General features: G+C 60.8%; 20 protein-coding genes. 9 read left to right on the forward strand and 11 right to left on the reverse strand.

All coding sequences use genetic code 11. The annotated features are described in order from the left end of the window. Positions 1-68: 68 nt before the first annotated feature. From N3J91_04645 to N3J91_04655, 3 genes are read left to right on the forward strand one after another with little or no spacing between them, the layout of a single operon-like run. Positions 69-530 carry a DUF151 domain-containing protein gene (locus N3J91_04645; GenBank protein ID MCX8155727.1) on the forward strand — a complete coding sequence of 154 codons (462 nt, stop codon included), beginning with the start codon at positions 69-71 and terminating at the stop codon, positions 528-530. A 30-nt stretch (positions 531-560) separates the two neighbouring features. Beyond that, entirely contained in the window at positions 561-1,730 is a 1,170-nt protein-coding gene (locus tag N3J91_04650) for a DNA polymerase III subunit delta (GenBank protein MCX8155728.1), read from the forward strand. Between the two features lie 10 nt (positions 1,731-1,740). Next, a complete protein-coding gene (locus N3J91_04655) occupies positions 1,741-2,271 on the forward strand; it encodes an STAS domain-containing protein (protein MCX8155729.1) in 531 nt (176 codons plus the stop codon). Between the two features lie 18 nt (positions 2,272-2,289). On the opposite strand, the gene N3J91_04660 is transcribed toward N3J91_04655, so the two are convergent. Continuing rightward, a complete protein-coding gene (locus tag N3J91_04660) occupies positions 2,290-3,111 on the reverse strand; it encodes a glycosyltransferase (protein MCX8155730.1) in 822 nt (273 codons plus the stop codon). Positions 3,112-3,215: 104 nt separating this feature from the next. Between N3J91_04660 and N3J91_04665 the strand changes: the two genes are divergently transcribed. Continuing rightward, positions 3,216-4,610, forward strand: a complete 1,395-nt coding sequence (locus N3J91_04665; protein MCX8155731.1) for a Gfo/Idh/MocA family oxidoreductase — start codon at positions 3,216-3,218, stop codon at positions 4,608-4,610. A gap of 6 nt (positions 4,611-4,616) precedes the next feature. Here N3J91_04665 and N3J91_04670 read toward each other — a convergent pair whose 3' ends face one another. After that, entirely contained in the window at positions 4,617-5,603 is a 987-nt protein-coding gene (locus N3J91_04670) for a DUF4380 domain-containing protein (GenBank protein ID MCX8155732.1), read from the reverse strand. A 127-nt stretch (positions 5,604-5,730) separates the two neighbouring features. On the opposite strand from N3J91_04670, the gene N3J91_04675 reads away from it, so the two are divergent. Continuing rightward, positions 5,731-7,698 (forward strand): ABC-F family ATP-binding cassette domain-containing protein, encoded by a 1,968-nt coding sequence (locus N3J91_04675; GenBank protein ID MCX8155733.1) that lies wholly within the window; start codon positions 5,731-5,733, stop codon positions 7,696-7,698. Between the two features lie 14 nt (positions 7,699-7,712). Here the strand turns inward: N3J91_04675 and N3J91_04680 are convergent, their stop codons facing one another. After that, positions 7,713-8,786: a substrate-binding domain-containing protein gene (locus N3J91_04680; protein MCX8155734.1), complete on the reverse strand. Its 1,074-nt coding sequence runs from the start codon at positions 8,784-8,786 to the stop codon at positions 7,713-7,715. Between the two features lie 176 nt (positions 8,787-8,962). Here N3J91_04680 and N3J91_04685 point away from each other — a divergent pair, with 176 nt between their 5' ends. Genes N3J91_04685 through folB form a run of 3 tightly spaced genes read left to right on the forward strand, consistent with a single transcriptional unit; the run spans position 8,963 to position 11,241 of the window. Next, a complete protein-coding gene (locus N3J91_04685) occupies positions 8,963-9,787 on the forward strand; it encodes an inositol monophosphatase (protein ID MCX8155735.1) in 825 nt (274 codons plus the stop codon). Positions 9,788-9,790: 3 nt separating this feature from the next. After that, positions 9,791-10,882, forward strand: a complete 1,092-nt coding sequence (locus N3J91_04690) for an NUDIX domain-containing protein (protein ID MCX8155736.1) — start codon at positions 9,791-9,793, stop codon at positions 10,880-10,882. Next, positions 10,879-11,241: a dihydroneopterin aldolase gene (gene folB / locus N3J91_04695; GenBank protein MCX8155737.1), complete on the forward strand. Its 363-nt coding sequence runs from the start codon at positions 10,879-10,881 to the stop codon at positions 11,239-11,241. Before N3J91_04690 ends, folB begins: the two co-directional genes overlap by 4 nt. On the opposite strand, the gene N3J91_04700 is transcribed toward folB, so the two are convergent. The 5 genes from N3J91_04700 to N3J91_04720 are packed head-to-tail and all read right to left on the reverse strand — an operon-like array spanning position 11,207 to position 18,347. After that, positions 11,207-12,946, reverse strand: coding sequence for a GspE/PulE family protein (locus N3J91_04700; protein ID MCX8155738.1), 1,740 nt, complete (start codon positions 12,944-12,946; stop codon positions 11,207-11,209). The two genes, folB and N3J91_04700, sit on opposite strands and share 35 nt — an antisense overlap. Next, entirely contained in the window at positions 12,930-13,517 is a 588-nt protein-coding gene (locus N3J91_04705; protein MCX8155739.1) for a hypothetical protein, read from the reverse strand. The genes N3J91_04700 and N3J91_04705 overlap by 17 nt, the downstream gene beginning before the upstream one ends. Then, on the reverse strand, positions 13,514-14,350 hold the full coding sequence (locus tag N3J91_04710) for a hypothetical protein (protein MCX8155740.1): 837 nt from the start codon (positions 14,348-14,350) through the stop codon (positions 13,514-13,516). Before N3J91_04710 ends, N3J91_04705 begins: the two co-directional genes overlap by 4 nt. Then, positions 14,347-16,206, reverse strand: a complete 1,860-nt coding sequence (locus N3J91_04715; protein MCX8155741.1) for a pilus assembly protein PilM — start codon at positions 16,204-16,206, stop codon at positions 14,347-14,349. The genes N3J91_04710 and N3J91_04715 overlap by 4 nt, the downstream gene beginning before the upstream one ends. An 11-nt stretch (positions 16,207-16,217) precedes the next feature. Next, on the reverse strand, positions 16,218-18,347 hold the full coding sequence (locus N3J91_04720; GenBank protein MCX8155742.1) for a type II secretion system protein GspD: 2,130 nt from the start codon (positions 18,345-18,347) through the stop codon (positions 16,218-16,220). 372 nt (positions 18,348-18,719) lie between these two features. Here N3J91_04720 and N3J91_04725 point away from each other — a divergent pair, with 372 nt between their 5' ends. Next, positions 18,720-19,073 (forward strand): hypothetical protein, encoded by a 354-nt coding sequence (locus tag N3J91_04725; protein MCX8155743.1) that lies wholly within the window; start codon positions 18,720-18,722, stop codon positions 19,071-19,073. On the opposite strand, the gene N3J91_04730 is transcribed toward N3J91_04725, so the two are convergent. Genes N3J91_04730 through N3J91_04740 form a run of 3 tightly spaced genes read right to left on the reverse strand, consistent with a single transcriptional unit; the run spans position 19,047 to position 26,197 of the window. Next, positions 19,047-21,392, reverse strand: a complete 2,346-nt coding sequence (locus tag N3J91_04730) for a glutamine amidotransferase (protein ID MCX8155744.1) — start codon at positions 21,390-21,392, stop codon at positions 19,047-19,049. The genes N3J91_04725 and N3J91_04730 overlap by 27 nt on opposite strands. 3 nt (positions 21,393-21,395) lie before the next feature. Beyond that, on the reverse strand, positions 21,396-24,098 hold the full coding sequence (locus tag N3J91_04735; protein MCX8155745.1) for a DUF4175 domain-containing protein: 2,703 nt from the start codon (positions 24,096-24,098) through the stop codon (positions 21,396-21,398). Further along, positions 24,095-26,197 carry a BatA domain-containing protein gene (locus N3J91_04740; GenBank protein MCX8155746.1) on the reverse strand — a complete coding sequence of 701 codons (2,103 nt, stop codon included), beginning with the start codon at positions 26,195-26,197 and terminating at the stop codon, positions 24,095-24,097. The genes N3J91_04735 and N3J91_04740 overlap by 4 nt, the downstream gene beginning before the upstream one ends. Between the last annotated feature and the right edge of the window lie 9 nt (positions 26,198-26,206).

Below are 26,206 nucleotides of genomic sequence, written 5' to 3' on the forward strand. Positions count from 1 at the left end.
CCGCAACGTTGAAATGGCCAGTTTGGAGTTGTCGGGAGGGATTGTTTGGGGCTACATTAAACCAGCGTATGAAATCCGATGTCATACCGGTGGAGTTACGGGGGATTGTGCCCTCGACCAACGGCTGTGCACTGTTTGTGGGGAACGAGCAGAAGGTTTTTGTCATTCATGTGGAAAGCAACATGGGGGCGGTGATCGGAATGTTCATGCGCGACATTCCCAAGGAACGTCCACTGACGCATGATTTGATGATCAACATCTTCAAGGGGCTGGGCGTGACGGTGGAACGGGTGGTGATTACGGAGGTGAAAAATTCCACTTACTTTGCCCGCCTGATATTGCAACAGCAGAACGAATTGGGCCGCAAGATATTGGAGCTGGATGCGCGGCCCAGCGATTGTCTGGCGCTGGCGACGGCCTTGAAGCGGCCCATTTTTGTGACCCAATCCCTGTTCTCCCAGGTGGAGGACATGAGCGAATACCTGCATCGTTATAATGAAGCCTCCGGAGAGATGGGGGAATCGGAATAATCCCGCCGGCGTCGGCGGTGCTTGAGACTCATGCCTTCCCGAGCAGCCACGGCCAGCCCGGTGGTGTTCTTTGGCGGCACTGACGACTTCACAGTGCAACGCCGGGCGCGGGAGCAATTTGAAGCGTGGAGCCGTGAGCTGGGCGGCATGGATCATGAGATCATCGAAGCCACCGCCAACACCGCCGACCAGGCAATCAAAGCGATCGGCCGGCTGCGCGAGGCCTTGCTGACCCTGCCTTTTTTCGGCGGCGCCAAGGCGGTGTGGTTCAAAGACTGCAATTTCCTTGGGGAAGAAGGTGCGGGGGAGCGGAAGGTTGGCGGCGCGGCGGAGGTGCAGGAGGCCTTGCAGGGGTTGGCCGAGTTGTTGTCCCGCTTTGATTGGTCCGGAGTGCGTCTGGTGATAAGCGCCGGGAAGGTGGACCGGCGGAAATCTTTTTACAAGGCGCTGGAGAAGCTGGCGCGGGTGGAATTGATTGAAGCACTCTCCGCCGATGACCGGGATTGGGAGGACACCGCCGTGGCCCTGGTGCAACGCGAGGCCGAGGGGCGGGGGAAAAGTTTGTCGGACGCCGTGGCTGCAGCGCTGGTGGAGGCGGTCGGCCCCAACACCGCCCAACTGGTGGCGGAGGTGGAAAAGTTGTCGCTGTATGTGGGCGAGCGTGGCCGCATTGAGCGGGCCGATGTGGAGGCGGTGGTATCGCGGCAGAAGGTGGCGCGGGCATTTGCGCTGGGGGATGCGTTGGGGGAGCGCAACCTGCCCTTGTTGATGCGGCGGCTGGACGAGGAATTGTGGGCGATGCAAACCGACCGGAAACGCTCCGAGATCGGTTTGATCTACGGGCTGATTGCCAAATGGCGGGCGATGTTGATGGCCAAGATGCTGGTGGAAGAAGGCTGGCTGCGCCCCCGCATGAATTTTGCCGAAGTCAAAGCGCAGATGGCCAAGTGGCCCGAGGAGCGGCTGGCCCGGGACAAAAAGTACAGCCCGCTGGGACTCAATGCGTATGTGTTGTTTCGGGCCCTGGAGCACAGCTCGCGCTACACCATGGCCGAGCTGGTGAGGGGCATGGAAATTCTGCTGGAGGCCAACGTGAAGATGGTCAGTTCCGGCCAGGAGGAGGCCTTGATATTGCAACAAGCCCTGACGCGCATGGTGGGCACGGCCTCCTCCCGGGCTGGCAGTGCGGCTGGTGCATGAGAGACTAATTATGAGTGCCAATGCATGTCCTCTGGAGGTTTGCCTGAAGGCCGGGACGGCGGTGCTGCGGGTGAACGGGCGCGCCAGCATGAAATGCAGTCCGGAGTTCAAGCGGTTGTTGCTGGAATTGTATCAGCGGGGCACCACGCATTTTGTGCTGGATTTGAGCCAGTGCGATTTGATGGACAGCACCTTTTTGGGGGTCTTGCTGGGTTTTGCCATCAAGACGCCCGCCGGGCCGGCCGGCCCGCCCAAGGTGGAGTTGTATCGGCCCGGCGCGCGGGTAAAAAGTTTGTTTGAGACCCTGGGAGTAATGGAGTATTTCCCGTTGCGCGAAACACTGTCCATCGAAGGCCTCAATTACGAGCCGGTGTGCACGCAGGAAGGAGGCGCCTCCAAAACTGAACTGGCCGCGACTTCGCTGGAGGCGCATCAGAACTTGATGGCGGTGAATCCGGCCAACGTGATGCGCTTCAAGGATGTGGTGAAATTTCTGGAGGAAGATTTGGGCCAGCAGGGCGGTGGCCACGGGAAGGCGTGAACGGCCCTTGCGCCCCGGTTACCGGCGCGTGGTCTGGTCGTGCGCGAGGGGGACCGGCGCGCGAAGTTTCTTATAGAGCCAGGCTTCCAGGGGGCGGAGCGGGCGCAGCCAGCGATAAAAGGGGGAGTAAATAAGCCGCAAACGGATCACCGATAGCAGCATGGTCAGGGAAGTGCGGCCCAGGGTGACTTTGCTGCCGATTTTATCAGTCCACTCGGTGGGCACTTCCAGGATGCGGCAGCCGGCCCGTTTCAGCACGTAAAGGAGATTGATGTCAAAGGCCATGTCCGCAATGGTCAACGCAGCATGGATTTTCTCCACGGCCTCGCGGCGCATGACTTTGGCCCCGCACTGGGTATCGCGGATGTTCATCCAGAAGAAAAGCTGCACAATGGCGTGAAACACGCGGCTGGCAAAGCGGCGTTTGGTGGTTTGGACCTGATGCAATACGGCGCCGGGCAGCCAGCGGGAGCCGATGACACAATCCGCTTCGGGGAGGCGCCGGACCAAATCATAAAAGGCGGGGGGGCGCGTGGCGCCGTCAGCGTCCACGTAGCCGATGGCCTCGGCCAGGGGGGCCAGCTTCAGCCCTTCGATGAGTGCGCCCCCCTTGCCTATGGGGTCGGGAAACTCCAGGTATCGGATGAAGGGGAAATCTTTTGCCACCTCCTCCACGACTCCCCGCGTGTTGTCCCGGCAGCCGTTGAGCACGACCACCAACTGGAAGGGGCCGTGGTAGTGGTCGCGAAACCATGTGCCATAGTCACGGAGCACCGGCCCGATTCGCTGCTCTTCGTTGTAGGCAGGAATCAGGAGCAACAAACTGGGGTCCCGTTGCATCACGCGTTGTGCTTAGCAAATCCCCGCTGTAGGGGGCAAATCTTAAGTTGCCACGCGGCCGCGGAAAGGCTTGATTTGGCAGGATGAAGGGATATGGTGATTGTATGAACACCACTTCCGGCTGGTCTTCGCAGCGTCGTGTGTCCGCCCCCTCCACCCTTTCCCGCCGGCGCTTTTTGCGCTGGACGGCGCTGGCCGGCACTGCGCCCTTGATTCTGCCCTCGGGTTTGCTCTCCGCCGCGCCCAACAGCAAGCTGTGTCATGCCTGTATTGGCACGGGGGGGATGGGAGTGGGGGATATGAGTGAGTTTATGAAGCATCCCAAGGTGCAAGTTGTGGCCTTGTGTGATGTGGATGCCAACCACCTGGCCGCCGCAGCGCAAAAAGTCCCGGGCGCCCGGCAATACCGGGACTGGCGCGAGTTGCTGGCGCAGGAGGGGGACAAGGTGGATTCTGTGAATGTCACCGTGCCTGATCACATGCATTTTCCGATTGCCTATCGCGCCATCCAGAAGGGCAAGCATGTGTATCTGCAGAAGCCGATGTGCCATGATGTGGCCGAAGTGCGTGCTTTGACCAAGGAGGCAGTCAAACGCAAGGTGGTCACGCAGTTGGGCACGCAAATGGCCAGCAGTCTGGGAGACATGACCACGGTGCAGTTGCTGCGCCAGGGAGCGATTGGACAGATTCAGCATGTGTATTTGACGGCCAACCGCCCGGGGGCGGTGGAGAATTACCGGCTGTTGGGGCCGCGCCCGCCCAAGGGCGAGGATCCGCCGGCGCATTTGCAATGGGATTATTGGATCGGCACGGCGCCCATGCGGCCGTACGTGCCGGGAATCTATCATCCGGTGAAGTGGCGCGCATGGCTGGATTTTGGGACGGGCTGGAGCGGGGACATTGGGTGTCACATCTTCGATGCGGTATGGAAGGGATTATCCCTCAAAGCGCCGAAAACGGTTTATGCGCGGGTGCAGGAGTCATGGAAGAACTCGCCGGAGCGGCGGGCGGACACCTGGCCCCAAGCCAATCATATAACCTGGGTTTTTCCGGGCAATGCGCTTACCGCCGAAAAGGAATTGGTGGTGGAGTGGTTTGATGGCGAGTTTTATCCCCCGCGGGAGATCATGGCGATGTATTCGGTGAAAGATTACCCGCCGGAATCCATGATGCTCATCGGGACGGAGGGCGCGCTGCTGATGGAGCTGGGACGGGGGCCGATCCTGCTCCCGGACGCCAAGTTTCGGGAGTTTAAAAAGCCGGCCGTGCCGCGGCGGAATCATTATCATCATTTTGTGGATGCCTGTCTGGGCGGCGAGATGACGGAGTCCCATTTTGCGCAGACGGGGCCGATGACCGAGGCGATTCTATTGGGTACGGTGGCGGTGCAGGTGCCGGAAACCGAGTTGAAATGGAGTGCCGGCGCGATGCGCTTTACCAACCATGCCGAGGCAAACAAGCTGCTGAAGCGCAAATACCGCGCCGGCTGGGAGGTGTGATTTGCTTTAACGCAGGATGTCCAGGGCGGCCTGCAGGGCCGTCCGTCCGCGGCGGGGCTGCAGCGTGTAGGTGTTGGTTTGGGAGAGGGACTGGCCGGGGGCAAGCGTGTGCAGCGGTCCCAGCATTTCCAGCTCCACGTAGTCCAGTTCGCCACCGTTGGTGTACACCTCGGCGCTGCTGTTGCGATCGGGATATTCGGCCTGGGGAATGCGGGGCGAATCAATGCGCACCACAGTGTTGGGGCCCACCCAGATCAGGGTGCCCGCCGGGGTGCCAATTTTGTAAGAGTTGCGTGGGTCGCGACGAAGAGCGAGCAGGCCGTTGGTGGCGAGGGTGAGGGAGGGAGGGAAGGTGCGGGAAAGCGCCACACAACCCTGCGTGACGGCCGTGATCCCGGGCAGGGGGATAAAAACCTGCTCCGGCTCCTTGAGTTGCGTGATGATCCAGATGCCCAGGCGTGAGGGCTGACCGCTGATTCGTTCGTAACGAGTGCGCACGGACAAAGCCGGTCTGCCGGGCAGCAATTCGAATTCACGAATGACCCGAATCCCGTAATGAGGATCCAGGGCGCTGGTGAGTACAAGCATGTGATTGGTGGGATGGGCTGTGGCTGGCAGGCCATCAAAGCCGCGCGGAGGAAACCAGGATTTATCGCCGGTGTAGCGTCCCCATTCAGCCTCGGGCGAGGGCCATGACTTGTCGCCCCCCAAATTGATCCAGTTGGTTTGCTTGCCGTCGAGTCGTGTGCCCAAAAGCCTGGTATTAATCCAGATGACATTTTCCCCACCTTTCAAGCTGAGATGCATGAGGCGTCCGATTTCCGGTACAACGATAGCCTCAATCATTCCATTATCGAGCCGCCAGGCCTGGGTGTAGCCGTGATAGTTGGTGGGGGTGATTTGTGGCTGGGGGGCGGCAGAAACTGGCAGGCATGCCAGCCAGGGGAAAAGCAGCAACCAGTGCCAGTGTCCACGCAAGCAACGTGTTTTCATGTGTGCAGGCGACGGAGCGCAGAATAACGCAGCTAAAAGATGTGGGTAAAGCAGATTTGCCCGTGTTGCGCCGCGCTGCGGATGGGGCATTGCAAGTTTGGCCAGGGTTGCGCATCATCGCCGCCCGATGTTGACGCTGGCAGGCATCACCAAGACGTATGGCGGGCGGACGTTGTTCCGCGAGGCCACCCTGTGCCTGAATGCGGGGGACCGGGTGGGGTTGGTGGGCCCGAATGGCGCCGGCAAGACCACGTTGTTTCGCATCCTGCTGGGCGAGGAAAGCCCCGATGCCGGTGAAATCACCTGCCAGCGCGGTTTGCGCATCGGTTATCTGCCGCAGGAAAACGCGCCCACGGTGGAGGGCACCGTGCTGGAGCTGGCTACGGCGATTTCCAAGGAGTACGCCGAATTAAGGCGGCGCCTTCGAGATGGGGATGCCGCCCCGCAAGAGATTGCAGCCGTGGGGGATGACGATCATGCGCGTTTCGAGGAACTGGGCGGCTACCGGGTGGAGGTGAAGGCGCGCAAGATGTTGTTGGGGCTTGGCTTTCGCGAGCGGGATTTTGAGCGGCCGCTGCGGGAATTGAGCGGCGGCTGGGTGATGCGGGCACATCTGGCGCGGTTGCTGGTGATGGAGCCGGACTTGCTGCTGTTGGACGAGCCGACCAACCATCTGGATTTGGAGTCCCTGTTATGGTTTCAGGAGTACCTTAAAACTTTTTCCGGGGCCATCCTGATGACATCTCATGACCGGGAATTTTTGAATCAACTGGCCGGGGCCATTGTCGAGATTCGGCAGGAGCGGTTGATCCGGTACACGGGCAATTACGATGCCTATGTGGCGCAGCGACAGGCGGCGGAGGAGCAACTGCTGGCGGCATACAAAAACCAGCAGCGGGAAATTGCGCGGCTGATGGCGTTTGTGGAGCGGTTTAGGGCCAAGAACACCAAAGCCACCCAGGCGCAAAGCAAGCTCAAACAAATTGAGCGCATGGAGAAAATCGCGGCGCCTGTGGCAGACGATCCGGAGCTGGATTTTCAGTTTCCCCAACCCGAGCGCAGCGGCCAGCGGGTGATCGAGCTGAAGGGGGTGCGGCATGCCTACGGGGAGCAACTGGTGTATGCGGATTTAAATTTTGTGGCGGAGCGCGGCCAGCGCATTGTGTTGGTGGGGCCAAATGGGGCGGGCAAGTCCACGCTGTTGAAACTGCTGGCGGGGGTGTTGCCCGTGCAGGCCGGGGAACGGGTGGTGGGGTATCGGGTGCGGGTGGGATATTACGCACAATACCGCACAGAAATGCTGCAGCCAGGGCGGACCGTGTTGGAGGAGGCGCTGGATACTCCGCAGCGGGTGACCGAGCAGTATGTGCGGACGGTGCTGGGTGGGTTCCGGTTTTCGGGGGATGACGTATTCAAACCGGTAAGTGTGCTGAGCGGAGGCGAAAAAAGCCGGCTGGCGCTGGTGAAATTGTTGTTGGATCCACCCAATCTGCTCTTGATGGACGAGCCCACCACGCACCTGGACATGGCCAGCACGGATGCGTTGCTGGCGGCGCTGGATCAATTTGAGGGCACCCTTATTTTCATCAGCCATGATGTCTATTTTATCCGCTCGCTGGCGCGGCAGGTGGTGCGGGTGGAACAGGGGCGGCTGAGCTGGTATGCCGGGGGCTATGATTATTACCTGGAAAAATGGGGGGAACAACGGCTGGCGGCGGTCACGGCAGACGGGGAGAAAGCGGGAGGCAATGGGAGCATGACTCCGCCACGGGCGGCCGATGTGCGACGGGAGCAGCGACGGCTGGCGGCAGAGCTGCGGAATGTCCGTTCGCGCGCCCTGCGCGCCCAGCGGCAGCGGGTGAAGGAGTTGGAAGAACAGATCACGGCTCTGGAATCCAGGCAGGCCGAGTTGACGCGCTTGTTGGAGGATCCGGCGACTTATGGTGACAGCGCGCGCACGGTGGCCATCAATCGCGAGCTGCAGGAGCTGGTGGCGCGGCTGCCCGGTTTGCATGGCGAATGGGAGCAGGAAGCCCTGAAACTGCACGCCATGGAGACCGAGCCCGACGGATTACTTTCTTCAGCCGGAGGTTAAGGCAATTGCCGGCGTTAACCCAGCGTCTCGCCGGGTACGAATTCGGGCAAGAGGCGGATGGAGCGGATTTTGCCGGGGCCATGTTGGATTTGATCCAGGAGCAGCTCGGCGGCACGGCGGCCCATGCGTTCGCCATCCACCCGATAACGGGCCACGCTGGGGATGCTGTAAGCGAGGTATTGATCATCCACGCGGCTGATTACGGCCACATCTTCCGGCACACGAAGGCCGAGTTTATGGAGAAAACCGATGACGGTGAAGGTGTGCTCAGGCCAGCCCACCAGGATGGCATTGGGGCAGGGGCGGCGCTCCATTTCCTCCCGCAGAACGCGGCACAAGTCCGGCACGGTGGTGTCGTAATTGACGAGACGCGCCCGCCCGGGAGGGCGCCCTCTGGAGGCTCCGTCAATAAACCCCTCGGCGCTGGCTTGATCCCCGGCGGTCATGGGCGAAGGCGTCACAAAAATCATTTCCTGGCGGCCCCTGGCCAGAAACAAACCGGCGGCGTGGCGGCTGCTGGAGCGCACGTCAAATTCCACATTGGCCAGCGGCACTCCCCGGTGTACGGTGCCCAGGACGACACAGGGTTGGCCGGATTTGGCGAAGTATTCCTGCTGTTCGCGGGTGGACAGATATAACAGCCATCCGGCAGTGTCCGGGAGGGCCAGAAGGCGGCGCATTTCGCGTTCGGAAAACCGCTGATAAAAGCCGGGATGCACTTCCAATTGCATCAAATAGCCTTCCTTGGCCAGGCGCTCGAGCAAGGCATTTTGCACAAGCTGGGCCGTGGTGTTGACGCGATGGCGGGGGTAGGGACTGAGCATTCGCACCGTACGGCCCCGGCTGGTTTCGGTCTCGGAAACGGGTCGAATGATGCGGTGGTGGCGTCCGCGCCCGCCCATGAGAATGATTCCTTCACGGGCAAGCTGCAGCAGGGCGCGCCGCAAGGTGACGCGACTGATCTGGAATTCGCGGCATAAATCCGCCTCACTGGGGAGGGTGGCGCCCCAGTGACCTTTGAGGGCCAAATCTCGCAGCAGAGCCGTGGTTTGATCCGTCAACAGCAAGCGCTGGGGCAACGTGCTCATAATATGTGTCCCGCCGCAGCCGCGAGCATACTCATGAACGGGCGGTTTGGGAAGGCATCTTGATCAGGCGGGCGGCGAAAGAACGCTTGCGCTGAGATGCGCAAGCGCCACAATGCGCCCAGCAGGCAGGGTGAGCCACCTTGCCCCGTGGGGGATGTCGCTAGAACAGTTTGTTTATGACTCAAATGGAATTGAAGAGGGCCTTGGAGACCGCCCAGGAAACCGCCCGGGCGGCGGGGGCGTTGATGCGCCGCGAATTGGGACGGGCCAAAGAGGTGAAGGAAACCCATGCGCATGACATCAAGCTGGCGCTGGACGTGGAATGTCAAAAATTGATTGAGCGCCGGTTGCACAAGGTGTTTCCGCGCATTCCAGTGTTGGGTGAGGAAGGCCGGGCGGGGGAAGACCAGGGAGAAGCGCGGTGGGTGGTGGATCCGATTGATGGGACGGTCAATTTCGCGCATGGCATTCCCCATGCCTGCGTCTCGATTGCCTTGCAGGTGAAGACTGCAGCCCCTCCGAAGGGAGTTTCGGTGTATCCCGATGGCTATGCCACCATGGCGGGGGTGGTGTATGATCCGTTCACGGAGGAGTTGTGGACAGCGGACTGGAAAGGGCCGGCGCGGCTGAACGGAAAGGTGGTGCGGGTCAGCAAGCGGGCGCGGCTGGCGGAGGCGGTGGTGGCCACGGGGTTTTCCAAGAGTCCATCGGTCATCCGCAAAACCCTGAGGGTGCTTAACCGGCTGTCGCCCCGGGTGCGCAAGGTGCGGATTATGGGCGCGGCGGCCTTGTCGCTGGCCTATGTTGCCGGTGGACGGATGGATTTATATTTGGAACAGGGCGTGCGGTTGTGGGACATTGCCGCGGGCGGGTTGCTGGTTGAGCGAGCCGGAGGCCGGTTTGAATTTCGGCGCCAGCAGGGGGAGCATCGTTACTGGATGCTGGGCGAGAACGGGCGGGTAGGAGAGGAATTGCGCCGGGTTCTAGGTAGGCCAGGGTGAGGCATGGACGAGCAGATCCAGAATGTCATCTTTGACTGGTCGGGCACGCTGGTGGATGATTTGCCGGCGGCGTGGCGGGCCACCAATTATGTCTTCCGGCAGGCGGGGCTGCCGGAATTGACGCTGGAGCAGTTTCGGGCGGAGTTTTGCCTGCCATTCAAAAAGTTTTATGATCGTTATACGCCGGATTTACCCATGGAACAACTGGAGCAGTGGTTTCATGGGCACTTCAAGGAGGTGGCGCATTTGGTCACGGAGCTGCCCCATGCCCGCGGTTTTCTGGAGTTTTGCCGGACGCGGGGGCTGCGCACCTTTGTGTTGAGCAGCGTGCATCCCAGTTATTACGAGATTCAGGCCACCGCCACCGGTTTTGGGGAGCTGCTGGAGCATCCCTACGTGCAGGTTTATGACAAGCGCCAGAAGATCCATGAAATCATGGCGGCGCATCAACTGGCCCCGCGGGCGACGCTGTTTATTGGGGACATGGAGCATGACATTGAAACCGCGCGACATGGCGGGGTGTGGTCGTGCGCGGTTTTAACGGGTTACAACACTCTCCATCAGTTGCGCGCCGCCGAGCCGGATTTGATTGTGGAGCACCTGGGCGAGCTGCGGCAGGTGCTCACCCAATGTGATCTGCGCCTGGGGAAGTACCTGGCCGAAGTGAACGTCGTGCTGCCGGTGGCCACGGTGGGGGCGCTGATCTTTCATCCGGTGGACCGGCGGGTGTTGATGTTGCGGACCCATAAATGGTCCAATCTGTGGGGTATTCCCGGCGGCAAGATCAAAGGAGGAGAGCGGGCGGAGGCGGCTCTGCGGCGGGAGATACGGGAGGAAACCGGATTGGAGATCGGCCATATTCGGTTTCAACTGGTGCAGGATTGCATTCAATCTCCGGAGTTCTATCGCCCGGCGCACTTTCTTTTGTTGAATTACGTGTGCGAAGCGCAAGCCCCGGTGGCGGTGAAGCTCAACGAGGAGGCGCAGGAGTATCGCTGGTGCACGATGGAGGAGGCTCTGCGCCTGCCGCTGAACACGCCGACGCGGGTCTTGCTGGAGGCGGTGAAGGAAGGAGCGCCAAGAGCAGAGCCATGATGGACCAGATTCATATCGAGGATTTGGAGGTGCATTATTGTGTGGGGGTGCCGGATGAGGAACGGGCACGTCCGCAGCGGTTGTTGTTGAGCGTGACCCTGTATCATGACTTTACGGCGGCGGCCGAGGCCGATGACTTGAATGCCACAGTGGATTATTATGCGTTGACGCGCCGCCTGTTGAAACTGGGGGAGGGCCGGAGCTGGCGATTGATTGAGACGCTGGCGGTGGATATTGCCGGGCTGGTGCTGCGGGAGTTCCATCCGGCGGCGGTGGAGGTGGAGGTGAAGAAGTTTATTCTGCCGGAGACGCGCTGGGTGAGCGTCAAGGTGCGTCGCCTGCAGCCGGGCGGGGGGTGACTTTGTAGGTGAGGCGTTGCTGTTCGCTCAGGGGAATCAGACCGGATTGGACTTTGCGCCAGCCTTGTTCACGCAAAGAGACCCAGCCATGACGGCGGGCGGCTTCCCGCAACTGGTTGGTTTTGACGCCGGGTTCGATGAGGTCGGCAATTTCGTCATTGACCAGGAAAAACTCGTAGAGGGCGATGCGTCCGCGGCAGCCCTGGTGATTGCATTCCACGCAGCCGGCGCCTTTCCAGGCGCGGATTTGATCAGGCGGCAGGCGCAGGGCTTCCGCCATTTCGTGGCGGATGCGCTCGGGGATGGCCGGGTCAGGCTGGCCACAGTGTTTGCAGACGCGGCGGGCGAGGCGCTGGGCAATACTGCAGACCAGGGAGCCGGCAATCAGGTAGGGATCCACGCGCATGTCCATGAGGCGGGTGACCGCGCTGATGCTGTCGTTGGGGTGGAGAGTGGAGAAGACCAGATGACCGGTTTGTGCTGCTCGCACGGCGATTTCGGCGGTTTCCTGATCCCGGATCTCGCCAATGAGCACGACGTCGGGGTCGTGGCGCAAGACGGAGCGCAGGCCGGCGGAGAAGGTCAGGCCGATGTCTTCGTGGACCTGGATTTGTTGGACGCCTTCGAGGCGGTATTCGACGGGGTCCTCGATGGTAATGACCTTGCGGGATTCATCATTGGCATGGGCGAGCGCGGCGTAGAGGGTGGTGGTTTTGCCGCTGCCGGTGGGACCGGTGATGAGGATCATGCCCTGGGAAAGCTGGGTCAGTTCAGCAAACATGGCCTCCTGTTCAGGCTCCATGCCCAGTTGGGTCATGTCGCGGAACAGGCCCTGGCGCCCCAGAATGCGCAGGCAGACGGCTTCGCCAAACTTGGTGGGGATGACGGAGACGCGCAGATCGTATTCCTCTTTTTCCCGTTTCATGGCAATGCGTCCGTCCTGAGGGAGGCGGCGCTCGGCAATGTCCAGACCGGCCATGATTTTCAAGCGGGAGACGACGGTGGAATAGAATTGCCGGAGGTCGCTGGGAAGCGGCACGGGCTGCAGGAGGCCGTCAATACGGTAGCGCAGGCGGATGGCGGTGCCGTAGGGCTCGATGTGGATGTCGGTGGCCTGCAAGCGGAGCGCCTCCAGCAGGATTTGATCTACAAAGTCGGCGATGGTGGGGTCCACCATCTGGGTGGTTTCGGTTGACTTGACATCGAAAATGATTTCTTCGGTGGCGGGGGTGGCGTTTTTTTCCTCGCGCAGTTTCTCAATGGTGGCGGCGCCCAGGCCGTAGCGTTGTTTGAGAAAGGCGTGGATGGCGCTGGGGGCGGCGATGACCATGCGGATGCGTTTGTTGAGCAGCAGCCGCAGATTTCCTTGTTCGAGCTGGGTGAGCGGTTCGCTGAGGGCCACGGTGAGGGTTTCCCCCTGGAGGGAGAGAGGCACCATTCGATGGTGGAAGACCAATTTAAGCGGGACAATTTCCAACAGTTGCTGGGGGACTTCAGTCCTGGCGAGGTCCACAAAATCCAGATTCAATAATTTGGCCAAAGCGCGGTAGGTATCTTCTTCAGAGGCCAGGTTCAGGTCCACGATGGCCGCCTGTTGAGGGCGGCCGGTGCGGCTCTGATGGCGGCGGACTTGTTCAAGCTGCCGTTCCGTGAGCAGGCCGGCTTCCAACAACAGATCGCCAACTTCTTTAGGGGGTGTTTCCATGGGCAGCAGGGGCGGGCGGCAAAACCAATTCGGCAGGTTGGTTAAACAGAAGCACGTTGGTCTGGGCGGTATTGCGCAGGACGGCCTTTTTGTAATCAAACTCCACCAACTCCAGCGCCCCGGTAATCACGGCGCCGGTTTTTAGAGGGGTGCTGACGCCAGCGATGGTAAGATAGGCGGTGCGTTCACCGGCGGAATTGGCCCAGAAGCCCTGATAAACGATGGGCACCTTGATGGGCGGGGGCGGAGGCGGCGGAGGCGGCGGAGGGGGAGTGTTGGTGGGGGGCGGAGGGGGCTTGAAATAGTCGGTGAAGAAAGGGCTGTTGGTGCTGCCCAGCAGCAGGGCAGCAGCGGCGTGACGCCCATGCACGAGGGTTTCGGCATGGTCCAGGAAAGTCAGTTCGGTGCCATTTTTGGGATTGGCGGCAAACGCGAGCAAACCCGTGGAGTGTTGCGTCATCTCGCTCAGTCCCAAGCCCAACAAGGCGAGAGCCAAGGTGAGCATGACCCACGCCGTGAGGCGCTTGTGCACCAGGCGGTTGGTGAATTGCTGGAGCGATTCCCAGTTCATAAGGCAGGCGGCAGGCTGACGCCCAGCAGGCGAATCTCCAACCGAACGATTTCGGGTTTCTCCGGCACGTCTTTGCGCAACAGGATGCGCTCCAGGTAGAACACCGGTTTGCCCGGCGACAATTCTGGCAGGCCGGCGGGCAAGGGGTCCCCCTGCCGCACCGGCAGGGAGGCAAGAAAGCGCATGACGGCCGGCCAGGGGCCACTGGCATTAAAGGTCACCGGCAGTTCGTATCCCAGCGGTCTATCTTGAACGCTGGAGGGTGGGGAGAGGGGGCGCGGCGGACGCACGCTTAAGGCGACGAGATTGGTCAGGCCGCAACGCACGGCGAGCAGGGCAGTTTCATGGGCCACCGCCAGGTGTCCCCATAGCAGTTCCGGTTTGGTCATGTCAGCCGAATATTCCGGATAGCCATTCCACACGGCCGGGGCCACGGTGACGCCGGCAGCGGCAGCGGCACTGAGCAGTTCCTCCTGACGGAGCTGGCGTTCATTTTGAAAATCCACCAGTTGGAAGGAGCGGCGCATTTTGGCTTCCACGGCGCTGCTGAAGCCCAGCCGCACGGCGAGGGTGTTGCTCAAGGTGCCCAGGCGCGCGGCGGCCAGCTCCAGTTCGCGGAGGCGCAGGTCCAAGGGAGTGGTGTTGAGCATGCCCTGGTCTGTTTCCACGAGGCGGGTGCGCAGCAAATTGGCCCAAGCCTTTCCCACCGGACTTTCCAAGGCATTGACCCGCTCGCAGAGGGGGAGAAAGACCAAGGCGTAGAAAAGTGCCAGGAACAACCCCCCCAGCAGGAGGATGCGCTGCACCATCTGGTATTTCTGCGGGCTGATCATGGTTGACGCTCGGGATTCACAATGGGCCGGGCAGGGCGGCTGCCCGACGGGGCAACGGCCGCAGCGGCGGAGGCAGAAGCCGGAGGTGGATTGGTGGCCGGGCTGGAAACCGTAAGAAATTCATTGGTAGCCAATTCCAGGAGCAGCGCAAAGTGACGTTCGGGGTTGGGCAGCAACGCCTTGGGTTCGGCCAGAGCGCGCCGTTGTTCCGGGGGCACGGTGTCCACGTTTTTGAAACGGGGGTTGCGTTGCAAAGCCGCCACGGTCTGGCTGAGGCTGCGGCGCAGGGCTTCGCCCTCTTCAGGAATGCAAAGTTCCGCGACAAAGCCGGGTTTGTAAGGCGGGCGGTTGGTGGGAGGCTGGACTTCGGCCGGAGGCATGGGCCCGAGCGTGACCGGGGCATTGGTGGCCGCGGTAGTTTCCATGGCCGGTGGGGCGGCCATATAAGTTTGAGTGTCCGCAAAGAGTACATACCACCAGGATTGGGTGGTGCGCGCGGAACTGAGCCAGGCCAGCGCTCTCAAGGTGTCATCGGTAAATTGCTCACGCTCGAGGAGAGGATGGAGGCGCAGCACGTTTTCGGCGTGTTGTCGGCTTAACTCCTTCAAAGCGCGCACCCGGGCCTGGGCGTTTTGAGCGGTCTCGAGCGCGGTCATGAGGCGTGCTTCTTCACGGCTTTTTTGCCAGGACCCCATGCCAAGCACCAGGCCGGCGAGGAGGAGCAGGAGGAAGGTGAAGGTCTGGAAGAGCTGGGCCTCACGTTGTTTCTGCCAGTGCTGCCGTGCCTCCATGGGCAGCAGGGCGGCGCTTTGCCGGGCCTTGCCGAGAGCTTGAGCGGCCACGCCGCGGGCGATGGCAAAACGTCCTTCCTGGATGGGGTTGACGCCGGCTTCGCGCTCCGGCCACGGGCCAAATACCGGGCGGCCGGTGGTTCGATTGAGGTGGGCGGCAAACCAGGGAGCCTCGGCCATGCATCCGGTCAAGACGAATTGGAAGGCTTCCGCCGGCGGCGCCAGGACGCCCTGCTCGGCATGCCATTCGTGGAAGACACGCATGAGCTCGCCCAACCAGTTATCCACGCTTTTGCGGAGAGCGGGGACGGCATCGGGGCCATGGAGCAAATTGGAGTGCAGGGCTTTTTGCTCGGCCTGCTCCAAGCTGAGATTCAAGGCGTTGGCGACTGTTTCGATAAACAATTCGCCCCCCAGGGGGAAGCTGGCCAGGTGCACGCCCTGGCCTTCGAGGAGGATGGCGACAGTGGTGCTGCGCAGGCCGGCGTTGACCAGGACGGTGGCGGTAGTCTCGGGGAATTGTGCGAGGTAGGAATTAATCAGGGCGTTGCCGGCGGAGGTGGCACCGCAGATGTTTTCCGGGTTAAGTCCCAAGCGCTCAGCCAGAGCCAGCACTTCGCTCTCCTGACAAAGGGAAACCCAGTAGGCGTGTTGATGGCGGCCAAAGGGTTGCAAGGGGGCATGGTCATAAGCGACGCGGGACTGCCCCAAACCGCTGAGTTTATAGACTTCGTTCTGAATGAGGCGGGCGACAATGGAGCGCTCGACGGGGGGAAGGTCCACCACCTGCGAGAGGGTGCGATGCTGAGGCAAAGCCAGGGCGATGGGGTAGGGACCCAACTCCTCCAGGGCGGCAGCCAGGCGCTCCGCAGTCTCGCTGGGTTGCGCATCGCCCAGCCAGCCGGGACATTCGAGCTGCACGTTTTGGAGAATGCGCAGGCGATTGAAGCAGCGTTCGGCCAGAACGAGCTTGATACACCGGTTGCCGGGGTCAATCCCAATGACCCGGCTGGCCGGCAGGAGGGGTATGCCCCATAAGAATGGAAATTGCAGCGCGCGTGCCACGGTTCAGCGTTCTATGGTTTTGGCGGAAGCGGTGGAGGCGTGGCCGCGGGCGTGGCAGCGGTGGGGTTGGGTGCCGGGGCGGCGGCCGGGGCAGCGGGGGCAGGCGCAGGAGCCGGGGCGGCAGCCGGCGGTGGCGCATTGGTGGGGGTGACTTTGGGGTGGGGGTAGCTCAAGGTTTGCACCCGCGGCAGGGAGCGTGGCGGGGTGGCTTCAGTTTCAGCAATCAACAGCTCGCCTGTCTCAGAGAGGAGGGTGGCGGTTACAAATATCAGGAGATAACGCGGTTTGTTCAGCTCGGTGCGCTTGCGGAAAGCGGCTCCGATGATGGGGATGCTGCCGAGGATGGGGGTGGACTCGACGAAGGTGCGCTGCTCCCGTTCGAGCACCCCTCCCATGACCACGGTCTGGCCGGATTGCACGAGCACCCGCGTGGCCAGGGATTGGGTGCGGGATTCAGGCAGGCGGATTTCAAAGGAGCCGGACACCTTACCATCGGGGCCGAAGTCTTTGACTTCAGCGAAGGTGACCATCTTGACGTCCTGATTGACCTCGGGATTTAGGGCCAACAGGATGGTGCGGCCATCGCCGCCGATGCTGGCAACAACGTGCAGCGATACGCCAGAGGTGATTTTGGTGGGTTTCCCCTGAGGGACGAGGCTTGAGGCGGTGTTGTAGGCGCCGACGGTCTGCTTCACGGTATATTCTTCGTAATAGTATTGGATTTTACCATCGCTAATCATGGCAGGCAGGTTGTTGACCAGCGTCAGGCGCGGCGCGCTCAAGGTTTGGCCCTCGCCGGATTGTTGCAGGGCGGTGAGGGTGACGGACAGTTCCGAGCGGCCCAAGACTTTGGGAAAGATATTGGTCCAACTCTTTTGAATACCAGTGCTCAAATCATTCTTGAGGCCGGAGAAAGTGCCCAGGCCGGTAAAGTCCTGAGGAGAGGGCACGGGGCGTCCATCGCGGGCGGTTTCCCAGGCGGCCCCCAGTTGCAGGAAGGCGGCCTCACTGATGGTAATGAAACGCGCTTCAATGAGCACCTGCTGGAGGGGGCGGTCGAATTCTTCGATGATGCGATCGAGGACTTCCAATTGGTCGCGGGTGCCGCGGGCGACGATGACATTGCGCTCGTAATCTATGAAATATTTGCTGCCGGTGAAGAACTGCTTGATGACGTTTTCGATGACCGGGGTTTCAGGAGCGCCGTCATTGACAAATTTCGTCAGGCGGACGTTTTCCGTGACGGTGGTAAGCTGGGGGGTGGTGGTGGTAACGCGGTTGACTTGTTCGGGGCCGAATTGAGCGGGGATGACAAAGCCGTGGCGCAAGCGGTAGATGCGGGTTTCTTCGACGACGCGTTTGGGGTCCCGGGCGTCAATAATCCAGATGAGGTCATTGCCCACCTGAAACTGGACGTCGAGATTGCGGGACACATAACGGAGGAACTCCCCCAGTTTAACTTTTTCCATGTTGACGCTGAGGGTTTGCTTGAAGGCGGGCAGATTTTTGTCCGCCACAAAGTTGATGCCCTCAGCCTGGCCCAGGTTGAAGATGATGGCCTCGAGGGTGACATTGTCGAGGTGCACGGAGACTTCTTTATCGAGGATTTTGGCCATGCGGCCTTCGGGGGATTCCAGGTCAAACAACTGGGAGCGCTGCCGTTGCGTTTTGCCGTAATTTTCCGGGATGTAAGGTGTCGCTTCAATTTGTTGCACGGCATCGCGCACATCGCGGCGGGCGGGCAGCCCGCGGTCTTTGTTTTCCGTCAGCAGGTCGGGGAGAGTGGGATTGAGGGCGCTATTTTTGGCGTCAATTTCGCGGATTTTGTTTTCCACCGCGGAGTCACGTTGCTGCATGCGATTCTTGGCCACCCAGTCCTGCACCCGCTTCACGGTTTCATCTTCCGGGGCCCGTTGGCGCAAAACGGCCGCTTTCCGTTCTGCCTCGTCCCATCGGTTGCGTTCGGCAAGCTCGAAGATTTCGCGAATTTCCTCATCGTAGAAGGTGCTGTATTTGCCTTCTTTTTTGGGAAAACTTGAGGGTTTGGAGGTGGTGGTTTTGGGTTTGTCACTCTGGCAGGATGCCAGCAGGAGGGCGGCTGACACCAGAACAGCCACCGCCAGGGTGGGTTGATTCCTCATGGCTCTCGCTTGCATAGATGATGCCTCGCCGGCAACTTTCTGCACACTTATACACCGTTCCCCCAAGGGCGCGGCGTTCCCTTCTGCCCAAATGACGTTGCGTGATTCTCGGGCATTCAGAAAACCACGAAAATGCGCGGCAGGCAAGGAGTTTTCAGGGAGGGACGAAGTTTGCGAGGCAGCAGTGCAAGGGCATTTTTATCAGGGTCCCACCGTCCAGGATGAGAAAGACACGGAGTGGTTTGGGCGCCCCAAGTCTGTAGGCATGTCCAGGTTTTTTTGTGGCTAAAAGCGTGGAGGTGGCGATAGAAGAAGGCCGTGAACAATCCACCTGCAGGAGATGAGAAAGCACACGGCAGGCCGAATAGCGTTTTGGCCGGGGGTTGGCGCTGGTTGCGGACGCTGGCCCTGCTGGCCCTGGGAAGCTGGCTCATAACCCACCTGCTGGATTATTCTGCCCGCACAGCAGCCGAAACGAAAAAGCCGGCAGGCATGGTTTTAGGCATGCTGCATGGAGCCTGCATGCCGGCCACCTGGCCCATGCTGGTGTTGGGCAAGGACACCGTGATTTATGCCCCAAACAATGACGGTCGTCCTTACAAGCTGGGCTACACGCTGGGGGTAAATCTCTGCGGGGCGGTATTTTTCGGTTTGTGGTTTTGGAGATGGCAGCGCTGGCGGCAGGGACGAAAACCAGCATCATGCCAGGCCGCGAAGGCGTCGTAAAATCCATTCGGCGGTAAGCAGGCCGATGATGGCCGCCAGCAGCCAGGCGTTATCCCACATGGGTTTGCGCCTTAATTCCACCGTGGGGGGAGGAGCCGAGCCAAACAGCGGCCGCAGGTCTTTGTATTGAGTGGTTTGGGTGTCCAGGGCGCGGCCATGTGTGAGTCGCGCCAGGGTGGCCAGTGATTCAGGACGGGCCCGGACATCGAGCATTTCTTTGTCCAGTTCTTCGACCACAACGAGTTGTTTGTCTTCACCCAGTTTGATGCCGCGCAAGGAAGCCTCAGCGCGCAGCGTGAAATCCCCGGCCACAGGCATGGGAAGGCGGGCGCGGAAAGCCTGCAAGGCGGGATCATATTCTGCCTGAGCCAGTCGCTCCACGGTGCCGGGGGCGGAGAGCGCCAACCGGACTTCGGCGGCGGCGGCAGGGCGTCCGGTGGCGTCGCGCACGTGGACAAGGGGTTCTAGAGTGGCGCCAGGGTGGAGAGGCGCCGGAGGCAATTCCACCACCACGGGGTTGTTGGTGCGGCCGAGGCGGTTGGCGGCGAGCCAGCGGACGGCGTTGATCCAGAAACGGCGATAATAACGCTGATCGCAGTTGTATTCTGTCCAGAATCCCTGGGGATTGAGCAATTCGCCCCAGAGGGTTTCAAAGTCTTTACCCCAGGAGCGGGTGATGTCGGAGGTGAAGGCCATGGTGCGGCCTTTGCCGATTTCCTGAACGGCCAGCACCACCAGGGGGCCGTCCGCGTTGCGCTCGGTGGGGTGCACGGCCAGGACCGTGGCGCCGGGTTTGGCGCGATTGACGCGGTTGAGACCATAGAGCAGGGGCAGGCGGGTGGTCCACATGGCGGTGGTTTCTTCGCGGGTGGCTCCGAGGGCAATCAGGGGATGATTCCAAGCTGGCTGGGGCAGGGCCATGCGAAAGGGTTGATTCAGGGTGTCATTGCTGGATTCCATGGCTACGGGAATCAGGCGATCCAGAGGGGTGCGATGGTATCCGCCGGTGCCGAAGGCAGATTTACCGCCTATCATAACAAAACCGCCGCCGTGTTCCTCCACCCACTTGACGGTATAATCCAATTGTTCCTGGGAGAACATATCCTTGGGGATGTCACTATGAATGACCACATCAAAAAGCTGCAGTTCTTCCAAGGTGCGGGGATAACCTTTGGTCAGATGCTCCACGGGATAGATCTCATCACCGGGTTGGATGTCGGCTTCCGGGATGAACCCCCCCTGAAATCCACGAAATCGAGTGCGATAAAGAACTTTGACCTTGATGTGCGGGTCACTTTCCAGGGCGGTTTTGAGGTAGCGCCATTCGGGTTGAGGGGCATTGTCCTGCATGGGAGTGCCCTCCATGTAAAGGACGCGCAGGGTGGCATCGGTGGCTTCCAATCCAAAGGCGCGGCGATTGTTGGAGGGCAGCCATTCGCCGGGCTCGGGAGGGACAAACACATTATAGATTTCGTACTGGCGCGAAGGAGGCCGAAACTCAAATTCGACATGCTGACGCCCGCCGCTCAACAATACGGTTTGTTCGGCGAGAACCCGCTGGAGCTGACGAATCTGGACCCGGCGTGAAAAGCCGGCAAAGCCGGGAGAGGAAAGGGTGGCCACGATGCGGGCGGGCGCATTGGAGCCGACCGGACGGCGCACCTGCACGTTTTCCACCACAATGTCCCGCATTTCATTGGTGGTGCCCACACAAATGGTGTGGATGGGGATGCCCTTGCGCCGAAACCAGCGGGAGAGGGAGAGAAAATCTCCCTTCTCTGTTTCGCCGCCGTCGGTGCACAGGATGACGGCGGCGGGAGGCGCGGAGGCGGTGGTATTCCAGAGCGTTTCCAGGGCGACGGAAATGGCAGTGGCCGATCCGGTGGCGGCAAGACCCGAAAATACTTGGGCCTGAAACGAGGCGGTGTTCGTTAAAGGGCGGAGGGAGGCATCAAAAGCGTATGGCAGGATTTGCACGTGGCGCGGGGCCAGCGGGAGCAGATGTTGGCCGAGCCACTCCTGGGCTTCAGCCAGCCGACCATCCGGATCGGCGTCGTGCAGAGACATGCTGCGAGACGTGTCGAGGAGAACTGCCACCCGCAATGGGGGCTGCTGTTCCACCCGATCCACCCATTGAGGATTCAGCCAACACAGGAAGGCCAGCCCCAATGCTGTTAGGCGCAGCAATACGAGGGTGAAACGCGTCCAGCGGCCCGGACGCCCTACCGATGTCTGGTAGCTCCACCACACCAGCAGCAGCACCAATCCGCCGCCCGCCGCCAGCCCCCACCAGGGGGGTGTATAACCAAACTCAATCACTGCTTATTCCTGGTGAGACAGACGTTTCAGGTACTCCTGGATGACGTGCTGATATTCCTTGGGATAATCCTCGGCAGAAGTATCGGTTAGACGGAGATCGTCCCCCACCAATTTTTCCAGCTTGGATGCCACCGTGTTCAAGCCGTAACCACCCTCGCGCGCCTGGGTTAAACCTTGTCCGGGCTGGCCGCCCTTCAGGCTCTGAGCCGCGTTTTTCATTTGGTTTGCAGCTTGATTCATCAGAGTGGCAACATTGTGTCCCACCCGTCCGTCCTTGCCGGCCAGTGTGGCGAGCTTTTGCGCAACGGCATCAGCCTGTTGTCCCAATTGTTCTTGCTGTTGTGCCAGTTGCGGCAATTGCTGGGAGGCATCCGCTTGTTGGCCATTACCCTGACCTGGCCGCCCTTGCTGGCCAGTATTGCGCCCTTTGCCTGCTTGTTGGGCTTGCTGCCCCTGTTGTCCCTGCTGGCCCTGTTGTCCCTGCTGGCCCTGTTGTCCCTGCTGGCCCTGTTGTCCCTGCTGGCCCTGTTGTCCCTGCTGGCCCTGTTGTCCCTGCTGGCCCTGTTGCCCCTGCTGGCCCTGTTGCCCCTGCTGGCCTTGCTGGGTTTGTTGGCTTTCAGCGGACTGGTTTTGAGCGGCCATATTTTCCAAGAGGTTTTGCATGGCTTCCGTCAGCGCAGCTTGTGCCTGGCTTAATTGGTGGACCTGCTGCGCCAATTCAGCCATCTCCTGACCCGTGGCCTGGGCCTGCTGCTCCTGCCGCTGACGGATGGCTTCCAAGGCCAGACGCACGGCCTGATTTTGGGGCTGGCCTGCTTGTTGAGGTTGGAGGGGCAGGTCTTGAAGCTCTGGCATGTGCTTAAGAGCCTGGTACATATTGGCGAGAGCGCGCTCTTCATGGGGTAGTGCCTCGGATGGTTTTTGCTTTTCCAGAGCGTTGGCGGCCTGACGCATTTCATTGACGGCTGCATCCATTTGCTGGCGGGTTGCTTGGGGGGCGTCCACGGCATTCAAAGCGTCACGATAGGCCTCCGCAAAATCAGCGGCAGCTTGCTGCCGTTGAGAAAGCTCCCGGGCGGCTTCGGGACGGGGTTGCTGGGGAAGGGCGCGGGTGTCGGCAATAAGCTGCTTTTGCACGGTAAGCAGATTTAATTTGGGCGGTGGCGGGGGTTGCGGTTGCGAAGCAAGACCTGAGTCTGTCGGGGTGGCATTTGGACGGAGGGATGGCCGGGTTACCTCAATAAAATAGACCTTGGATTTGCCGAGGCCAGGCCCGTCGAGCGTGTTGTTGTCCTCGGCTTCAGCGTAATAAGCTGCCACTTCGTACTCGCGCAGCCCCAGTTCAGCAATCGAAAGCGAGGTGCTGGCCTGGATTTCACCTTTGCCTGTGGATTTGCCCTGGAGGACGCGAGTTTGTTCAGGCTGTCCCAGCTTGTGATACTTAAGGCGGATTTCGCGGAGGCCAAAATCATCGGAAGCGGACACGGTAATGGGAAGGATGGCATCGGCGGCAAGGCTGAGGTCCCTGGCGGGAGCAGTGATTTCCACCAGCGGTGGCTCGTCCGGCAGGGCATGGATGCGGTGCGGGACAGCGTTGGAGCCGAGGTGTTGGCGGCGATCGGTTAGTTCAATCCAATACCTGGCGTTGGTGGTAACGGTGAAAGCAGTTTTCCATGTTACATCACCCTCGGGCACAAGGGGGATGGGCGCTTGATGGTGATCAAAGATTAGGCGAGCGCTCGCCAGCGGGACGTTGGGTTTAATCTGTAAGGTGATGGTGGAAGCCCGCAATACGTTAAGATTGGGGAGAGACTGCTGGAAGGGAGGAAGGCCGGTATAAGAAGGCATGGCCACGTTAATTTGAAACTCCTGTACTTCCGGGGGGATATAAGGCAGGACTTGGTAATCCGGGGAGCGGGCATCTCCTCCCGTGACATGATAGAAAAGTGGGTTGCGCACGTTACGCAGCGTAAAGGAAAGGTTGCCCTTTTCGTTGGTGGTCAGCACTTTTTGCTGCCAGACGTCCTGGCCGAGCTCCCGCCAGTGCAGCAGAGGGCGTTTGGGCTGGCGGCCGGTGAATTCGCAAGTAATTTCCAGATCACGTCCCATGGGGATTTCGATATTGCCGGGCAAGACGCTGACCCGGGTATAGGTTTCGGGGGTCCAAGGGGTGGCGAGGCGCTTCAGTGCGGTATCCGGCCGGGTGGAAAGAAAGATGAAACCTGCCAGGGAGAGCAGGGCGACAGCCAGAAGGGCCAGGGGCCAGCGGAGTTGACGTTGGTAGGGGACATGTACACGCCGCAAGGTGCGTGCAGCTTCAGCTTCCAGCGCAGCCACCAATTCCGGCTCGTAAGCCTGGGTGGGACGGCGCTGGCCGGAGACGTACTCAGCGGCTGTTGACACAGTGCAGCCAAGCGCAGGGTCCTGAGCTTCGGCATCCAAGGCCGCCTCCTTGAATGAGGCCGGATGTTGAAAGAGCCGGAGCACTCTGATTAGGCCGGTGGCGGTGAGGGCACCTAATCCCACCAGCACCAACAACCGCAGGCCTGGCGGCAGGGCCAGGTGGTAATCGGCAATGGCGGCAACAATAAACAGGAGGAGCAACAAGGCCAGTTGCAGGGTCAGCCACGCCAGCCGTCGGTTGCGGTCTTTTTGACGGGCAGCGGCAGCCAGCCGGGCGGCGGCAATTTGTTCAACGGGATTCATGGTACGGTGCGGTTGCCAACTATCGTCTCGGCGAGCATGAAAAGCAACCCCGCCAGCAGCAGGAACCGCCACCACTCGCGGGGGCCCGTGTCACTTCCAAATAACAAGGCAGCAGGAGAGTGTGGAGCGGGCGTTTCAGCGCGGACCAGCCGATGCTGCATTTCCTGCGGCGTGAAGGCGGTGAGATCCGATTCTTCAGCGGGGACATTGGCAGCCATTCGATAGAGTTCGCGGCCCTGGGCATCGCGCAGGGAATAAATACCGGGCAGGGGCATGGCAAGTTGGTGAACGGCACCCTGGTCATCTGCTTGCACCTCCAGTGGGCGACCGTCCGGCTGCACCCATTTAAGGGAGGCTCGGAGATCTTCCCTCTTCAACGTGAGGCTGGCTTCTGTTCCCGCGAGGCAGGCAGGGGGACGGCTGCCTTCGAGGTCCACGCTGCGGCCAGCCAGAAAGCGGGCGGTACTGTGCAGCCAGGGCACAAAGGTTTTGTGGCGGGGCCAGTCATGCCATTGGGTGTCCGCGGTGGCATTAAAGAAGAGGATCATACCTTGACCGAGCCGGCGCAGGAGCATGGCCGGCTGGCCGTCCTGAAAACGCGCGAGCACCTGGTCACCATCACGCGCCTGAAGAGCCAGGCGTTTGTTAAAGCGAGCCACTGAGGGGCTGCCGCTGTTGGGTTGGCGGAAGGGGGCAAAGAGAGGAGAACTTTTTTCCCATTCCCAAATGCGCCAATCCAAATCGGTGGCCGATTCAGGAAGCCCCCACTGCCCGGGAAGCAAGGCGCCCAGCTCTGTCGTGTAATGATTGACACTGATGCCCTCCCCAGCGAAAAGCAGGAGGCCGCCCCCTTTCTCAACGAAAGAAAGCAAGGCATCGGCCGCTCCAGGTGGCCAGCGTTTAAGTCCCGGTGCCATTACCAGGGCATAAGGTCCGTGGGGGGTGCCAGTGGCCAGCCGGTGGATGAAGGCGTCCGGCGGCGTGGTATCCACAGCGAAACCACTCAACCCGCTGTTCGTCTGGCCAAAATGGGGATCGAGAGCGGTGCGGAGGTAGAAGGTCTCTTCCTGATATATTTTAACGCCTGCCCGTGGCTCGAGCAGGAGGACAGGGATAAGGGGCGGAATAAAAACGGCCTGGAAACGTGTGTTGTCGGCCGGCAAGGGATCGGCGGTTTCGAGATGAACAGCAACGCTATGCCAGCCGGCGGTGAGGCGCGGTAGGGTGAAGTCCAGGTTGCTGTGAGTGCCCCCGGGCAGCAGAAGGGTGCGAGAGGCGGTTAATTTGCCATCCACCAGGAGTTGGGCGGTGACGGGGCCGGCGTCTTCTGTGTCAAAGTTGGTAATCAAAACTGTCGAGGTTTGCCCGCTGCCCCCAGCAAGGTTGACTTCGGTGACGGCCAAGTTGGGGGTTAGGGGATCGCTGACGGGCAGCCAGTGCACGCGCACATCGGCGGGCAAAGACGTGTGCGGCACCCGTTTGCAGGAGGTACGCTGGAGGTCACTGATGATGTACAAGCTGTTGGTGGACCGCGAGCCTTCCTGGGCGAAAAAACGGGCAGCCAGATCGAGGGCGTCTCCCATTTCCCCTCCAGCCATGACAGGTTGGGCAGCATCGAGGGCCTTCAGGGTATCAGCCGCAGGGCCGGGGGTGGCAAGCCATTCGGCATGGCCGCCAAAGACGAGCAGGCCAACGCGGGCCTCGCGGGGCAGTTGGTAAAGGATTTTTCGGGCTGCGGCACGGGCGCGGTCCCAGCGGCTGCCTTCAGGATCACGGGCTGTCAGGCTGAGGGATCGGTCCAGCAATAACACAGCCAACTGCGGGCGAGCGCCGGCAGCAGCGGCGCTTTGTTGAGGCAGGAATGGGCGCGCAAAAGCCAGCACCAAAAGGATGACGATCAGGAGGCGCAGCAGGAGCAGGAGCCAGTGGCGCAGTTTGCGGCTGCGTACGGCTTCCTCATCGAGAAAGTCAAAGAAACGCAGCGTGCTGAACTTCATCCGGCGCTGCCGCGTCTTGAACATGAGGTGGATGAGAATGGGGATGCCCACGGCCACGAGTCCACCCAGCAGGGCAGCATTGAGGAATGACGGCCAGAGCATAACGGTGAA

This window comes from Verrucomicrobiia bacterium (assembly GCA_026414565.1).
Lineage (GTDB): Bacteria > Verrucomicrobiota > Verrucomicrobiia > Limisphaerales > Fontisphaeraceae > Fontisphaera.

Excerpts from the sequence above, each read along its gene's own strand:
- N3J91_04645 (MCX8155727.1), top strand. The coding sequence starts at position 69 with ATGAAATCCGATGTCATACCGGTGGAGTTACGGGGGATTGTGCCCTCG.
- N3J91_04650 (MCX8155728.1), top strand. The coding sequence starts at position 561 with ATGCCTTCCCGAGCAGCCACGGCCAGCCCGGTGGTGTTCTTTGGCGGC.
- N3J91_04655 (MCX8155729.1), top strand. The coding sequence starts at position 1,741 with ATGAGTGCCAATGCATGTCCTCTGGAGGTTTGCCTGAAGGCCGGGACG.
- N3J91_04660 (MCX8155730.1), bottom strand. The coding sequence starts at position 3,111 with ATGCAACGGGACCCCAGTTTGTTGCTCCTGATTCCTGCCTACAACGAA.
- N3J91_04665 (MCX8155731.1), top strand. The coding sequence starts at position 3,216 with ATGAACACCACTTCCGGCTGGTCTTCGCAGCGTCGTGTGTCCGCCCCC.
- N3J91_04670 (MCX8155732.1), bottom strand. The coding sequence starts at position 5,603 with ATGAAAACACGTTGCTTGCGTGGACACTGGCACTGGTTGCTGCTTTTC.
- N3J91_04675 (MCX8155733.1), top strand. The coding sequence starts at position 5,731 with ATGTTGACGCTGGCAGGCATCACCAAGACGTATGGCGGGCGGACGTTG.
- N3J91_04680 (MCX8155734.1), bottom strand. The coding sequence starts at position 8,786 with ATGAGCACGTTGCCCCAGCGCTTGCTGTTGACGGATCAAACCACGGCT.
- N3J91_04685 (MCX8155735.1), top strand. The coding sequence starts at position 8,963 with ATGACTCAAATGGAATTGAAGAGGGCCTTGGAGACCGCCCAGGAAACC.
- N3J91_04690 (MCX8155736.1), top strand. The coding sequence starts at position 9,791 with ATGGACGAGCAGATCCAGAATGTCATCTTTGACTGGTCGGGCACGCTG.
- folB (MCX8155737.1), top strand. The coding sequence starts at position 10,879 with ATGATGGACCAGATTCATATCGAGGATTTGGAGGTGCATTATTGTGTG.
- N3J91_04700 (MCX8155738.1), bottom strand. The coding sequence starts at position 12,946 with ATGGAAACACCCCCTAAAGAAGTTGGCGATCTGTTGTTGGAAGCCGGC.
- N3J91_04705 (MCX8155739.1), bottom strand. The coding sequence starts at position 13,517 with ATGAACTGGGAATCGCTCCAGCAATTCACCAACCGCCTGGTGCACAAG.
- N3J91_04710 (MCX8155740.1), bottom strand. The coding sequence starts at position 14,350 with ATGATCAGCCCGCAGAAATACCAGATGGTGCAGCGCATCCTCCTGCTG.
- N3J91_04720 (MCX8155742.1), bottom strand. The coding sequence starts at position 18,347 with ATGAGGAATCAACCCACCCTGGCGGTGGCTGTTCTGGTGTCAGCCGCC.
- N3J91_04735 (MCX8155745.1), bottom strand. The coding sequence starts at position 24,098 with ATGAATCCCGTTGAACAAATTGCCGCCGCCCGGCTGGCTGCCGCTGCC.
- N3J91_04740 (MCX8155746.1), bottom strand. The coding sequence starts at position 26,197 with ATGCTCTGGCCGTCATTCCTCAATGCTGCCCTGCTGGGTGGACTCGTG.